This is a genomic window from Xanthomonas arboricola pv. populi (genome assembly GCF_002939945.1).
Classification (GTDB): domain Bacteria; phylum Pseudomonadota; class Gammaproteobacteria; order Xanthomonadales; family Xanthomonadaceae; genus Xanthomonas; species Xanthomonas arboricola_A.
This window is the reverse complement of the sequence record NZ_MDEB01000003.1, coordinates 130,027-144,822: the sequence shown is the minus strand read 5'-3', so window position 1 is coordinate 144,822 and position 14,796 is coordinate 130,027. Positions and strand designations below refer to the sequence as shown.

9 protein-coding genes and 1 other RNA gene are annotated in these 14,796 nt (G+C 65.8%); 9 read left to right on the top strand and 1 reads right to left on the bottom strand.

Annotated elements, in window-relative coordinates; all coding sequences use genetic code 11:
* Positions 1-84 precede the first annotated feature (84 nt).
* The 5 genes from XaplCFBP3123_RS10050 (at position 85) to XaplCFBP3123_RS10030 (ending at position 6,429) form a co-directional block, all read left to right on the top strand.
* Positions 85-597, top strand: a complete 513-nt coding sequence (locus tag XaplCFBP3123_RS10050) for a hypothetical protein (protein ID WP_104533921.1) — start codon at positions 85-87, stop codon at positions 595-597.
* 67 nt (positions 598-664) lie between these two features.
* Entirely contained in the window at positions 665-2,182 is a 1,518-nt protein-coding gene (locus XaplCFBP3123_RS10045; protein WP_104533920.1) for a PhoPQ-activated pathogenicity-related family protein, read from the top strand.
* A 326-nt stretch (positions 2,183-2,508) separates the two neighbouring features.
* Positions 2,509-3,552, top strand: coding sequence for a glucokinase family protein (locus tag XaplCFBP3123_RS10040; RefSeq protein ID WP_104533919.1), 1,044 nt, complete (start codon positions 2,509-2,511; stop codon positions 3,550-3,552).
* Positions 3,553-3,654: 102 nt separating this feature from the next.
* The gene (locus XaplCFBP3123_RS10035) at positions 3,655-6,291 is read left to right on the top strand and encodes a TonB-dependent receptor (RefSeq protein WP_104533918.1); all 2,637 of its coding nucleotides are present in this window, start codon (positions 3,655-3,657) and stop codon (positions 6,289-6,291) included.
* 61 nt (positions 6,292-6,352) lie between these two features.
* A non-coding RNA gene (locus XaplCFBP3123_RS10030) (sX9 sRNA) lies at positions 6,353-6,429 on the top strand.
* Positions 6,430-6,538: 109 nt separating this feature from the next.
* Here XaplCFBP3123_RS10030 and hrpA read toward each other — a convergent pair.
* The gene (gene hrpA / locus XaplCFBP3123_RS10025) at positions 6,539-10,666 is read right to left on the bottom strand and encodes an ATP-dependent RNA helicase HrpA (RefSeq protein ID WP_104533917.1); all 4,128 of its coding nucleotides are present in this window, start codon (positions 10,664-10,666) and stop codon (positions 6,539-6,541) included.
* A gap of 90 nt (positions 10,667-10,756) precedes the next feature.
* On the opposite strand from hrpA, the gene XaplCFBP3123_RS10020 reads away from it, so the two are divergent.
* From XaplCFBP3123_RS10020 to XaplCFBP3123_RS10005, 4 genes are all read left to right on the top strand, one after another.
* Positions 10,757-11,314, top strand: coding sequence for a Dps family protein (locus tag XaplCFBP3123_RS10020; RefSeq protein WP_104533916.1), 558 nt, complete (start codon positions 10,757-10,759; stop codon positions 11,312-11,314).
* Between the two features lie 452 nt (positions 11,315-11,766).
* Entirely contained in the window at positions 11,767-13,563 is a 1,797-nt protein-coding gene (gene recQ / locus XaplCFBP3123_RS10015; RefSeq protein WP_104533915.1) for a DNA helicase RecQ, read from the top strand.
* 138 nt (positions 13,564-13,701) lie between these two features.
* On the top strand, positions 13,702-14,184 hold the full coding sequence (locus tag XaplCFBP3123_RS10010) for a hypothetical protein (RefSeq protein WP_104533914.1): 483 nt from the start codon (positions 13,702-13,704) through the stop codon (positions 14,182-14,184).
* 78 nt (positions 14,185-14,262) lie between these two features.
* Positions 14,263-14,667: a response regulator gene (locus XaplCFBP3123_RS10005; protein ID WP_104533913.1), complete on the top strand. Its 405-nt coding sequence runs from the start codon at positions 14,263-14,265 to the stop codon at positions 14,665-14,667.
* Positions 14,668-14,796 lie beyond the last annotated feature (129 nt).

Below are 14,796 nucleotides of genomic sequence, written 5' to 3'. Positions count from 1 at the left end.
CACACATCAGCACCTGTGGTCTCAGGCTGCACGCTGCGCTCCAGCGTCTACACTAGCGGCCTCTTCGTCTTCTGGATGGCTTCCATGTCGCTCGCGCGCCGCATTCCCTTGCTGGTCTGCCTGATCCTTGCCCTGAACGCCAGCCCGGCCCTGGCACAGCGCGCGGTGCAGGGCGACCTGCAGTCGCAGATGAGCGCCGAACAGTTCAAGGCCGCCGGCCTGGACAAGCTCGATGCCGGCGAACTGGCCGCGCTCAACGACTGGCTGCAGGGCAAGGTCGCCAAGGAAGCTGCGGTCGTGGTCGAACAGGCCAAGGAAGCCGGCCGCCAGGAAGTGATCGTCAAGAACCGCGGCTTCTTCGATTTCGGCAGCAAGGAGCCGATCGAGAGCAACATCGTTGGCGAGTTCAAGGGTTTTTCGACCGGGCGCGTCTACACGCTCGCCAATGGCCAGGACTGGGAGCAGACCGACGCCGCCACGTTGTCGGGCGTGCGCAAGGCCGCGCCCAAGGTCAAGATCAAGCCGGGTCTGGTCGGCGTGTGGTATCTGCAGATCGAGGGCTACAACACGCAGGCTAAGGTCCGCCGGATCAAGTAAGCGCGACCGGGGCGCGGCGCGGCCCACCACCGGGGACTGACGCACGCACGACACGCGGAGGACACCCATGCGTTCGATGACACGTTGCAGCCTGGTGTTGCTGGCGTCACTGGGCTGGTTGGCGGGCGCTGCGCCTGCAGCGACGGCCACTGCACCCGCCCTGTCAGCGCAGCAGTGCGCCGATGCGCCCGAGGTCGGCTTCAGCCAGGCGCTGGTGTGCTATCACGATGCCATCGAGCGCCAACCGCTGGTCTACCGGCGTGTGGCCACCAGCACGGTGGCCGGCGTCGAGCGGCGCGATTACCTGCTGACCTCGCAGCAATGGTCGCCCGAGGCACTGGTGCAGCCGGCCAGCTGGCAACACGATGTCGCGATCTATGTACCAACGGATGCGCTGCCGACACGTGCACTGTTGATCTCCACCAATGGCACCCGTCATCCAGTCGATGGCGGCGCGCCGCAGCCGTCCAGCGAATTGTCGCCCGATGCCCTGGCGGCGCTGGCAAAGCGCAGCCGCACCGTGGTGATCGCGCTCGGCGACATCCCCAGCCAGGCGCTGACCTATCGCAACGATGGCACGCCGCGCCGCGAAGACGACAGCGTCGCCTACAGCTGGTCGCTGTTTCTGACATCGCCGCACCAACGCAAGACCATGCCGCTGCATGTGCCGATGGCCGCGGCGATCGCGCGCACCATGAGCCTGGCCGAACGCGAATTGGCGCCGTTGCGGATTCATCGCTTCATCCTCGCCGGCGCCTCCAAGCGCGGCTGGGCGAGCTGGCACGCCACCATTGCCGATGCCCGCGTGGAGGCCGTGGTGCCGTTCGTGATCGACATCCTCAATCTGCCGGCCGTGCTCGAGCACATGTCCCGGGCCTATGGCGGCAACTGGCCGATCGCATTCGGCGCCTACGCCAGGCACGGAATCACCGCGCAGCTGCACACGCCGGCATTTGCGCAACTGGTGCAACTGCAGGACCCGCTGAGTTATCTGCACACGCCGCAGCGCAAACGCCTGGCCGTGCCCAAGTACATCGTCAATGCCTGCGGCGACGATTTCTTCCTGCCGGACAACACGCAGTTCTTCTACAACGCGCTACCCGGCAGCAAGGCGCTGCGTATGGTGCCCAACAGCGCGCACAACGGCATCCGCGCCTCGATCGTCGACAGCTTGGTGCCCTTCGTGACCCGTCTTCAGCAGCAGCGTACGTTGCCGACGGTGCGCGCTTCCCTGCGCACGGGCGAGCACCCGCAGATCCGCTTCCACTCCTCCGAGCGGCCTGCGCAGTTGCGTCTGTGGCAGGCGAGCAACCCGGCGGCGCGCGATTTCCGCTATGCCTGCGGCATTCGTTACAGCGCAACGCCGGTCGCGCCTGTACGCGGCAACACCGTGTCGGTACCGGTGCAGATTCCCGACACCGGCTGGAGCGCGTACTTCGTCGAGGCCACCTACGCGGATGGCTTCGTCGCCACCAGCCAGACCTACGTGCTCGGCAAGCAGCACTACCCGACGCAGGCGCCACCCACCGACGGCGCGGCCTGCAGCACCCTGCCGGACGCTGCCTCTGCGGCGGCTGCCCGATGAGTCTGCGACTCCTCCGATAGCAGACGCAACCAACACGCTGTCGGTATCGAATATCGAATATCTGCGGCGACCGCGACGATGGTCAAGCGTCCAGATAGCGACAACAGACGCCACCGTCGCAGACGGACAATGACTTGTGTGGAAACTCTCCCGCAGTGCGCAAACACATCCGCGCACACAGCATTGAGCCGGGCGATTTCGCACTTGAGTCCGCCAGCAAGATCGATCCAACCCGACTGAACCATTGACATCGTTGTCACCAACTTCTACACAGGCCGCTACCCGCCGATCGCATTGGCCGGTCGGACGAATCCAAAGGACTGCACGTGGCTGCGACTTCGCGTTCTGCTCTCGCTTCTGGCTTGCCCACCGCACCGGTTGCCACCGGTTTCATCGCGGCCGACGTGGGTGGCACGCATGTGCGGGTCGGCCACATCGCGCGGGCGGGCAACGCTGCGATCGAGTTGTCGCATTACCGCACCTACCGCTGCGCCGAACATGCCGGTCTGGACGCCATCCTTGCCGATTTCCTGCAGCAACGGCGCGATGTCGAGGCGGTGGTGATCGCCAGTGCCGGGGTCGCGCTGGACGATGGCAGCTTCATCAGCAACAACCTGCCGTGGACGATTTCGCCTGGCCGCATTCGCGCCGCGCTTGCCGTGCCCAGCGTGCACCTGGTCAACGATTTCGAAGCGTTCGAAGCGGTGGCCTACGCCGCACCGTTGATGGAACACCGCGTCGCGCTGCAACTGAGCGGGCCGACGCCGCCGCATGCGCGCGCCACCGGCCCGATCCTGGTAGTCGGCCCAGGCACCGGGCTGGGTGCGGCGGTCTGGATCGATGCCAGGCCGCGGGCGATCGTGCTCGCCACCGAAGCCGGTCAGGTCGCCCTGGCCAGCAACGACGAGATGGAAGTGCAATTGCTGCGGATCCTGCTGCGTGGCGAGCGCTATCTGCCGCTCGAACATGTGCTGTCCGGACCCGGCTTGCTGCATCTCTACGACGCCGCGTGCGAGCTGCAGGGCGCCACGCCGCGCCATCGGCTGCCGGCCGCAATCACGCATGCCGCGCTGCACGAAGACGATGCATTGGCACGCGATTGCCTGCAGATCTTCTGCGCCATATTAGGCAGCGCGGTCGGCGACATGGCGCTGGCCTACGGCGCGGCCGGCGGCATCTATCTGACCGGCGGCTTCTTGCCGACGATCGGGCCGTTCCTGCAGAACAGCGCTTTCCGCGAACGCTTTCTGGCCAAGGGCCGCATGCGCGCGGTGCTCGAACGCATTCCGGTCAAGTTGGTCGAGCATGGGCAACTGGGCGTGCTCGGCGCGGCCAACTGGTATCTGCAACACCACGCTGACGTGTCGTAAGCGATTCACCACGCGCTCGGCCACGAGCGCGCGTCTGCAAGACCCCGCATCCGGCGAGCAGCAGCCCGCCGTCCACCCCTGTGCGTGATGAGGAGAGACATCATGAAATACAGCATCACCCTGCTGTCCAGCGCGATCGCGTTGTCGCTGGCATTCGCTGCGCAAGCCCAGGACACGATTGACCGACAGGCCACCGATCTGGATGCCGTGCAAGTGGTCGGCATCCGTGCCAGCCTGGAAAAATCGCTCGACACCAAACGCAACAACACAGGCATTTCCGAAGCGATCACCGCCGAAGACATCGGCAAGTTTCCAAGCACCAACGTGGCCGAGGCGCTGTCGCAGATTCCCGGCGTCACCCTGGACCGGCGCTTCGGCCAGGGCGAGCGCGTCAGCATCGACGGCACCGACCCCAGCCTCAATCTGTCGTTCCTGGACGGCCACCCGGTGGCACAGGCGATCTGGCTCTACGGCGAGCAACCCAGCCGCGGATTCGACTACACCTTGCTGGCACCGCAGATCCTGGGCCGTGCGGAAATCCTCAAATCCTCCGAAGCACGCCTGACCGAGGGCAGCCTGGGCGGCACCGTGTTGATGCACACCCGGCAGCCGCTGGACCTGGACGTCAACGAGGTCGCCGCCTCCATCGGCTACAGCTACAGCGCGCAGGCCAGCGAAGGCAAACCGAACGCTGCACTGCTGTATAGCTGGAAAAACGCGGCCGACACCTTCGGCATCGCGGTGTCGGCGCAGCATTACGAAGAACGCGTCGATCGCCGCGGCATGGAAGTGTTCGGCTACGCGCCGGCCGGCACGTTCGCCAATGCCGCAGGCGGCGTGCCCGCCGATGCGGACGTGCCCAACTCCATCAACGCGGCCTGGTTCCAGCAGGATCGCGAGCGCGACAGCGCCGTGGTCAACCTGCAACTCAAGCCCAGCCAGGCGCTGGAATTCAACCTCAGCGGTTTGTACATCAACGAGAACTTCGACAACTACAACCAGTCGATGTACAGCTTTTTGACCTGGAATGCCGGTACGGTAGCGGCAGTGGATCGACTCGGCGGCCTGCGCAACGGCGTGGTGACCAGCGGGCACTCCGGCGCCAATGCCGACCCGCTCGGCGGCACCGTGATCTACGACAACAACGTGCGCGAATCGGAAGTGACCACCAAGGGCCTGGACCTGCGCGGCGCGTTCCGCGGGGATGGCTGGGGATTGAACGGGCAGGTGGGCCAAAGCAGATCCGAGAACAGGGACCTGTCGCAGTACTTCATCGAGCCGTTCTACAACGGCGGTTTCAGCTGGGACACGCGGCGCGGCATCCGCTTCGACGATCCGGCGCGCGCGCGCGATCCGGCCAACTGGGGCTCGGCCGGCGGCTGGTTCGGCAATAACGGCATCTTTTCCACCGAAAGCAAGGACACCTACGGCCAACTCGATATGAATCTGCAGTTTGACAGCGTGTTCAACCAACTGCTGCTGGGCGTGCGCCATGGCAAGCATGAGGAGCGCTTCGAGCTCAACGTCTATGGCGGCGTGACGCCGGGCACGCTGGCCGATGTAGGCACGATCGGGCTGACCGATCTGCAGGATTTCCATCCCGACCACGGCCGCCATGTGCAGGCAGGCCGCAACAACGTGCTGAATTGGATCCGCAACAGCCCGGTCGACTACGGCGCGCCGGATCCGGCCAGCTTCCTCAACAACACCTGGGCGCTGCAGCAGACCAATAACGCCGCCTATGCCCAGTTGAACGTCTCCGGTGGCGGCCTGCGCGGCAACCTCGGGCTGCGTTATGTCGATTCAAAAACCGACGGCAGCGGCTTCGTCTACAGCGGCACGCCCACCCTGCAGAACGCCGACAGCCTGTGGCAGACCCGCACGCGCAAGGAGGATTTTTTGCTGCCTTCGCTCACGCTGGCCTACGAGGCCGCCGACGATTGGGTGTTCCGTTTTGCTGCGGCCAAGGTGATCGCCTGGGCACCGTACAACCAGATGGTCAACAACACCTTCCTCAACGACACCACGCTGACCGGCAGTGGTGGCAATGCCGAGCTGTCGCCGTACGAATCCTGGAACTTCAACCTGTCGGCCGAGTATTACTTCGCGCAGCAGTCGGTGGTGGCGTGGTCGCTGTTCTACAAGAAGATCGACAACTACATCGACACCAGTGCCAGCGTGGAGCGCCAGTACAACGCGCTGCGCGATACCGCGCCGCAGAGTTGGGCGCAGTTGCTCGGCAGCAACGGCTGCACCGCCGATGGTTATTGCGATTACAGCATCCAGCGGCCACGCAATGCCGGCGATGGCAAGGTCAAGGGCTTCAACATCGCGTTCCAGCAGCCGTTCGGCGACAGCGGCTTCGGCCTGACCGCCAACTACACCTACGCCAACGGCGAAAACAACACCGGCGATGCCCTGCCCTACCAGTCGCGCAACAGCGTGGCAGTCAGCCCGTACTACGAAAAAGGCCCGCTCAATGCGCGGCTGACCTACAACTGGCGCGACAGCTACCTGGCCGGCGGTTACGTGGCCGGCGCCGCGCCGGCAAGCGTGGACGACTATGCCGAACTCGGCGCAAGCATCGGCTATGCATTCAGCCCGAACTGGTCGCTGCAGATCGACGCGCAGAACCTGCTGGACGAGCAATACCTGCAGTATCTCGGCGACACCGACCACCTGGCCGGTCGCTACAGGAGCGGGCGTCGCTACATGGCGAGCCTGCACATGAAGTTCTGACAGCGGCTGGCAACAGGACGGCGCGCACCGCCAGGCGGTGCGGCCGGTGCCCGGAACCGGCATGTACCGGGCGTACACGCCGTTTTTCCCGGCACCGTCCACGCCCAGCTGACCACTGCGCGCTGGGTTGCGTTCACCGCTCAAAGCGCAGCGCTCGGCCTGAGCGGCCGGTCGATGGCAGGACCTGCGCTGAGGCAGCGCGCTGGCGATGACGGCAAGCCGTCCTCATCAGCGCATCCAGCATCATTCAGTTGCGCAACGCAGCCACCCGCTGCGACAGCTTCTTCGCCGACACGCCCGACCTGGCACCGAGCTCCTGCGCGAACACCGACACGCGCAATTCCTCCAGATCCCAGCGTAGCGACTGCCACGCATCACGTTGCTGCAGACCACGCGCAGCCGCCTCGTCCAGCGCATCCACGAACGGCTTGAGTTCGAGCATGCGCGCCTGGTCGCGGGCCGGATCGCGTTTGGCGCGCTCGGTCCGCAGGATCATCGCCTTGAGATAGCGCGGATAATTGGCCAACGCCTCGGCCGGTGTTTCGCGCAGGAAGCCGGCATGCACCAGCGCGCGCAACTGCTGCTCCATATCGTCCAGATTGCCGCGCGCCCAGCCCATCAACGGCGCTTCCAGCAAGGGCTTGAGTTCGGCCACCGAACCGAGAATGCTTTCGGCCAGTTTTAGCCGTTCCATCGCCTCGCCGAACAGGCGCTTGATCGCCTCGTCGCGGCGCTGCGCAAAGGCGCCGGGGTCGCGAATCGCCCCCAGACCATCAGCCAGCAGCGCGTTGAGCGCGGCATCGACCAGATCGCCGCGCAGGCGCTCCTGCGATTCGATCGCCGCGTACAGCAGGCCGGTCTTGGGCGACACCGGCAGCTGCTTGCGCGCCTGCTTGATCTTGTCGGCCAACGCGATCTCCAGCAGCCGGCGCACGCCGCGCGGATGCGTCTGCGCCGCTTCGTTGCGGTCGGCAAAGATGCGTAGCGCTGCGTCTTCGCCCTGATCCACCAACGCCGGGTACGCCGGCACGCCGGCTTCGCCGGCGACCTGTTCGGGAATCGGCGTGGACGGAAAGTCGCGCAAGCCCTCGGCCGCCAGGGCGCGTCCTGCACGGGCGGCGAAGGCGTGGCCGGCACGCTCGCCAAAGCGTGCGCGCAATCCGTCCAGGTCGCGCGACTCGGCCAACACCTTGCCGTCGTCATCGCGCAGGCGCAGGTTCATCAGCAGATGCGTGTCCAGCGACTCCTCGTCGAAATCCAGCGCCGCCACCTGCGTGCCGGTGGCCTTGGTCAGAAAGCGCGCCAGCTCGCCGCGGAGATCGTCGGCCGAGGCGATGCTGTAGGCCTCGTAGAACGCGCGCCCGAAATCCGGTGCCGGCACATAGTTGCGCCGTTGCGCCTTGGGCAGGCTGCGAATCAAGGCCGATGCCTTGTCGGCAACGAAGCCCGGCGCCAGCCACGACAGCCGCGCCGGATCCAGCGCGTTGAGCAGGTGCAGCGGCACGTCCAGCGTCACCCCGTCATCGATGGCGCCCGGCTCGAAGCGGTAATGCAGCGGCAGCCGCGCATCGCCCAGCGGGAAATACTTCGGAAAACGATCGGCCTCGCTGCCTTCGCCCGGCAACAGGTCGTTCAACGTCCAGTGCAGGCTGCGGCGCTTGTCCGGCGGCAGGGTTTTCCACCATGCATCCAGCCCGCTGGCCGAATGCAGTTCGGCCGGAATGCGGTCCAGATACCAGCGCGCCTGCCAGTCTTCATCGGCAACGATACCGGCGCGGCGCAGCTTGGCTTCTTCTTCGCGCGCCTGCTCCAGCACCTTGAGGTTGTCGGCAATAAACGCCGCACGCGTAGTGATCTCGCCCGTGACCAGGCCCTGGCGCACGAACAGGTCATGCGCGCCGGCCGGGTCGATCTTGCCGAAATGGACCGGCTTTTTCGGCGCCAGCACCAGGCCGAACAGGCTGATCTGTTCGGAGGCCACCACCTGCCCCTGCGCACGCGACCAATGCGGGTCGAAATGCTTGCGTGCCAGCAGATGCCCCAGCTCGGCGATCGCCCAGTCCGGCTCGATCGCGGCATTGGTCATGCCCCAGACTTTTTGCGTATCCAGCAGCGTGGCCGCCAACATCCACGGCGGTGGCTTGCGTGCCAATGCCGAGCCGGGGAACGGCACGAACCGGCGTTGCCGCGCGGCGAGAAAATCGCCTTTTTCGGTGCGATGGCCGATCTGCGTCGGCAGGCCGGCCAACAGCGCGCGATGCAAGGCCTGATACGCCGCTGCGCGTTCGCGCTCGCTGGTGCGTGCCGACGCCTCGGCCGCTTCGGCCTGCCTGCTGGCAGCGGCGGAGGCGTGATGTGCAGGTGGCGCGTTCGGATCCGGCTTGCCTTCGCGCGCCAGCCGCGCAGCGCGATGCAGCTGCCCGCGCGTCGGCCGGTTGGCGTTGTGCCCGTCCTCGCGCGCAGGCGCGCTGGCACCGGCCAGCAGCGGCGCCAGCATCGCAGCGGCCGGCTCCTCGCTCCAACCCAGCTCTTCGCACAACAGGCGCAGCTGCCGATGCAGCTCACGCCATTCGCGCATGCGCAAGAAGCCGAGGAAATGCCGGTTACACCAGTCGCGCAACCTGGACTGGGTGAGATCCTCGTGCACCTGTCGATACGCCTCCCACAATCGCAGGATGCCGACGAATTCCGAGCGTGCATCGGCAAACAACGCATGCGCGTTGTCGGCCGCTTCGCGTGCCTCGGGCGGGCGCTCGCGCGGATCCTGGATGCCCAGGAAGGAGGCGATGATGATCATCTCGCGCAGGCAGCCATGCTGTTGCGCGGCCACCAGCATGCGCGCCAGCTTGACGTCCACCGGCAGGCGCGCCATCTGGCGACCGGTCGCGGTCAGGCGCCGATCGGCATCGATCGCGCCCAGCTCCAGCAACTGCTGCCAGCCGTCGGCGACTGCACGCTCGTCCGGCGCCTCCAGGAACGGGAAATCCTCGATTCGCCCCAGCCCCAGTTGCAGCATGCGCAGGATCACGCCCGACAACGACGAGCGGCGGATTTCCGGATCGGTGAATGCCGGCCGCGCGGCAAAATCCGCTTCGGCATACAGGCGGTAGCAGATGCCCTCGGCGATGCGTCCGCAGCGGCCCATGCGCTGGTTGGCGCTGGCCTGCGAAATCGGCTCGATATGCAAACGGTCCAGCTTCTGGCGCGGGCTATAGCGCTTGATCCGCGCAAAACCCGGATCCACCACATAACGGATGCGCGGCACCGTCAGCGAGGTTTCGGCCACGTTGGTGGCCAGCACCAGGCGCCGGCGCGGCCCCGGGTTGAACACGCGGTCCTGGTCGGCCGCCGACAGCCGCGCGTACAGCGGCACCACTTCGGTTTCGCGGTACTTGCGCCGTTCCAGCGCCTGGTGCGCGTCGCGGATCTCGCGCTCGCCGGGCAGGAACATCAGCACGTCGCCACGCGGATCGATGCGGGTGATCTCGTCGATCGCCGCCACGATCGCATCGTTGACGGTGCGCTCGCCATCGCGGCCATTGCCACGCTCGCCATCGCCGTCGCCGCCGTCGTCGGCCTCGCCTTCGAGCGGCCGGTAGCGCACCTCGACCGGGAAGGTCCGGCCTTCCACATCGATCACCGGCGCGTTGTCGAAATGCCGGGCGAAGCGTTCGGTATCGATGGTGGCCGAGGTGACGATCAACTTGAGATCGGAGCGCTTGTGCAGCAGTTGCTTAAGATAGCCGAGCAGGAAATCGATGTTGAGGCTGCGCTCGTGCGCCTCGTCCACGATGATGGTGTCGTAGGCCGACAACCAGCGGTCGCTGGCGATCTCGGCCAGCAGGATGCCGTCGGTCATGAACTTGATCCGCGACTGCTCGCCGACCCGGTCGGTAAAGCGCACCTGGAAGCCCACCGTGGTGCCCAGCGGCGTCTTCAGCTCCTCGGCCACGCGCGCGGCCACCGCCCGCGCGGCGATCCGGCGTGGCTGGGTGCAACCGATCATGCCGGCCGCACCGCGCCCGGCGGCCAGACACAGCTTGGGCAGCTGGGTGGTCTTGCCCGAGCCGGTTTCGCCAGCGATGACGACGACCTGATGGTCACGGATCAGCGCGATGATGCGCTCGGCCTCGCGCGCGATCGGCAGTTGCTCATCCAGCGTGATGGCCGGCTGCTGCTCGACGCGCGCCTGGCGTTGCGCCTGCGATGCCGCCAGCGCCTGCTCGAACGCCTCGCGCACCTGCGGGTTGCCGGGCTTGCCCTGCCAGCGCGACCATAGACCGAGCAACCGGCCACGGTCGCGGCTCATCGCGCCATCGACGGCGCGGCGGCGCTCACGCAAGGTGTTGGCAAGATCGGTGTCGATAGCGCTCATTGATGGAAAAATGTGAAAGATTGAATGACAAGAGATCCTTTAGCCTGTCTATTGTGACCCGATATCAGTTTCCTCAGGAGGACCATTCCCATGTCCAAGAAAAAGAACGCCAACAAGCCCGTCGTCGTCAATGAAGCATTGGACGCACTGCCGGTCGCCGCAGCATCGGCACCACACATCGATATCGGGATCAAGGACAGCGATCGCAAGCAGATCTCCGATGGTCTGGCCCGCTACATGGCCGACGCCTTCACCTTGTACCTGAAGACCCACAACTTCCACTGGAATGTCACCGGGTCGATGTTCAACTCGCTGCACACCATGTTCGAGACCCAGTACACCGAGCAGTGGGCCGCGCTGGACGAAGTGGCCGAGCGCATCCGCGCCCTGGGCTACAACGCACCGGGCTCCTACAGCGAGTTCGTCGCCCTGACCTCGATCCCGGAAGAACAGGGACTGAGCGACAGCGCCGACTGGCGTGAAATGGTGCGTCAGCTGGTCAGCGGCAACGAAGCGGTCTGCCGCACCGCGCGCAAGGTGCTGGGTACCGCCGACGACGCCGGCGACGACCCGACCGTGGACCTGCTGACCCAGCGCCTGCAGACCCACGAGAAGTACGCCTGGATGCTGCGCTCGCTGCTGCAGTAAACCCTTGGGCTTGACCCCTGCCGGTTTGCCCAAGGTTTCGCTGCGCCGAAACCTTGGGCCCCTGCTCCATTCCCTGCCACACCCCGCGCCTTTGGCGCGCCCCTGACTCAGGGGCTCTTGGTGTCATGTTCATGGTGATGGAGCGCAGGGTGCACCGGCTCTGCAGTACACAGCATTCCTTTGCCACGCCATCCGCATCGACGATCGGAAATTGAGCCCCTCTCTCGCCGGGAGAGGGGTTGGGGTGAGGGTACGGCGCAAAAGCCCGACTATGTCAGCTGCAGCGTCTACTTGGCATCGCCCGCGCCACGCAAACAATGCCCCTTCCCCCCTGCCCTTCCCCTGGGCATTGTTCGTCACACCCTCACATCACGGCAATCCCCGACCCGCCATCGCGCGACACCGCCGGCACGACACCGACCAGGGCTTGACCCTCGCGGTATCCTAAGCGGATGTCTTCCCCCGCCCACGAACTGCTCAGCCGCGTCTTCGGTTACGACGACTTCCGCGGCCCACAGCAAGCCATTGTCGAACACGTCGCTGCAGGTAACGATGCCCTGGTGTTGATGCCCACCGGTGGCGGCAAGTCGCTGTGCTATCAAGTGCCGGCGCTGTTGCGCGACGGCATCGGCATTGTGGTCTCGCCGCTGATCGCGCTGATGCAGGATCAGGTCGAGGCCTTGCGCCAGCTCGGCGTGCGCGCCGAATTCCTCAATTCCACGCTGGATGCGGAGAACGCCCAGCGGGTCGAACGCGCCCTGCTGTCGGGCGAGCTGGACCTGCTCTACGTCGCGCCGGAGCGCCTGCTGACCCAGCGCTTCCTGTCCTTGCTGGAACGCAGCCGCATCGCGCTGTTCGCCATCGACGAGGCGCATTGCGTCTCCCAATGGGGCCACGATTTCCGCCCCGAATACCGCCAGCTCACCGTGCTGCACGAACGCTGGCCGCATATCCCGCGCATGGCGTTGACCGCCACCGCCGATCCGCCGACCCAGCGCGAGATCGCCGAACGGCTGGATCTGGTCGACGCGCGCCACTTCGTCAGCTCCTTCGACCGCCCCAACATTCGCTACACCGTGGTGCAGAAGGACAACGCGCGCAAGCAGCTGCAGGAGTTCCTGGGCCGCTACCGCGGCTCGGCCGGCATCGTCTATGCGATGTCGCGGCGCAAGGTCGAAGAGACCGCGCAGTATCTGTGTGCGCAAGGCTTCAATGCCCTGCCCTACCACGCCGGCCTGCCAGCCGAGGTGCGTGCGGAAAACCAGCGCCGCTTCCTGCGCGAGGACGGCATCATCATGGCCGCCACGATCGCCTTCGGCATGGGCATCGACAAGCCGGACGTGCGCTTCGTGGCGCATGTGGATCTACCCAAGTCGCTGGAAGGCTACTACCAGGAAACCGGCCGCGCCGGCCGCGATGGCGACCCCGCCGAGGCATGGCTCTGCTACGGCCTGGGCGATGTGGTGCTGCTCAAGCAGATGATCGAACAGGGCGAAGCGGCCGAGGAGCGCAAGCGCCTGGAGCGCGCCAAGCTCGATCACCTGCTCGGCTACTGCGAATCGATGCAATGCCGCCGCCAGGTGCTGCTGGCCGGCTTCGGCGAGACCTATCCCAAGCCCTGTGGCAACTGCGACAACTGCCTGACGCCCGCCGCCGCGTGGGACGCCACCGTGGCCTCGCAGAAAGCGCTCAGTTGCGTGTACCGCAGCGGGCAGCGCTTCGGTGTAGGCCATCTGATCGACATCCTGCGCGGCAGCGAGAACGAGCGCATCAAGCAGCTCGGCCATGACCAGCTGAGCACCTATGGCATCGGCCGCGACCTGGACGAGCGCACCTGGCGCGGAGTGTTCCGCCAGCTGGTGGCGGCCAGCCTGCTGGAGGTCGACAGCGAAGGCCATGGCGGCCTGCGCCTGACCGACGCCAGCCGCCAGGTGCTCAAGGGCGAGCGCCAGGTGATGATGCGGCGCGAAAACCCGGCCGCCGGGCGCGAGCGCAGCGCGCAACGTACCGGCCTGCCGGTGCAGCCGCAGGATCTGGTGCTGTTCAACGCCTTGCGCGGCCTGCGCGCGGAGCTGGCCAAGGAGCAGAACGTGCCGGCCTTCGTGATCTTCCACGACAGCACGCTGCGCAATATCGCCGAACAGCGGCCGACCAGCATCGACGCCCTGTCGCGTGTCGGCGGTATCGGTGGCGGCAAACTGGCCCGGTATGGAGCGCAGCTGATCGAGATCGTGCGCGAGCAGGGCTGATGCGACAGCATGTGTCATCGCAGTGACGGCGCTGGCACAAAAATCCGCACAATCGACAGCGCGCATTCAATCAGCCGTTGCTAGTTTCACAAGGCGATCTGGCACGCGCTGTCAGTCACTCTTGGTAGAGTCCACCCGATGAAACGCAGCCTGCTTCTCCTGGCCACTCTGTTTGCCGCCGGCAGCGCGCTCGCCCAGGCCGGCGAGAGCAGCGCCGAGCCGGTGTCGGCGCGGTCGCTGGACCTGAGCGTTCCGCAGGCACCGGTACAGTACCGCTCCGATCCGGAATACAGCACCGACCCACCGGGCACCTTCTACGGCGACAAAAGCGGCCCCAAGCCTGCGCTGACCCGCCCCGGCGCGGCCTCGCTTGCTGCCGAACGCGCCGAGCAATGCCAGGGCAAGCTGCATGGCGCGGTCGAAACCGGCATGGGCTACTCCAACCGCGGCGGCAACAGCAACTGGCAGGCCGTCAACCTGAATTCCTGCAAGACCTATTACGACGACGACGGCAAGGCGCATCAGATCGGCGTCAGCATCAGCGTCGGGCGCGGCGAAGGCGCGCTGTTCGGACCGCGCTACGGCCCCGGCGGCTATGGTCCGGGTCCGTTCGGCTGGTAACCGTACGGCTCCGTCTGCGTTGACAGAGGGTTCACTGCCGCATCGCTGAGAATGTGGCCTGCCTTACGAGACGTGCTCATGTCACAGAACAAGGAACGGCCAGTTGTATTCGTCGTCGAAGACGGCGATGGCACCCGACAACTCAGCTGCCTTGTGCTTGAAAGCTATGGTTTTACCTGCCGTAGCGCAGGCTCGGTCGAAGAGGCCCTGGCCCTGATCGAAAGCGACCCGCGCGTCGACGTGCTGTTTTCCGACATCCATTTCCCGGGTGGTCTGACCGGCGTGGATCTGGCACTCAAGACGACGCACGCGCCCTATAACCTGCCCGTGCTGCTGACCTCCGGACTGGCGGTCGAGTATGTGGAAGAGATCCTGCCGGACGGTGTGGCCTTCCTCGAAAAGCCTTATACCCCCGAGCAGCTGTTGAGCGCGATCCGCAGTGTGATGGCCAAGCACCTGGTGCTTTCTACCCCGGTTGCATGACGTAGACGGCCGCAACGGTATGGCGGAACGCAATGCGGTGTATTTCACACTATCAAGCAGGTCGCTCGCTAGGCTGATGTCAGTGCAGCGCTTGGCTGCGAAGACTTTCAGGAAATTCTCATGGGCGAC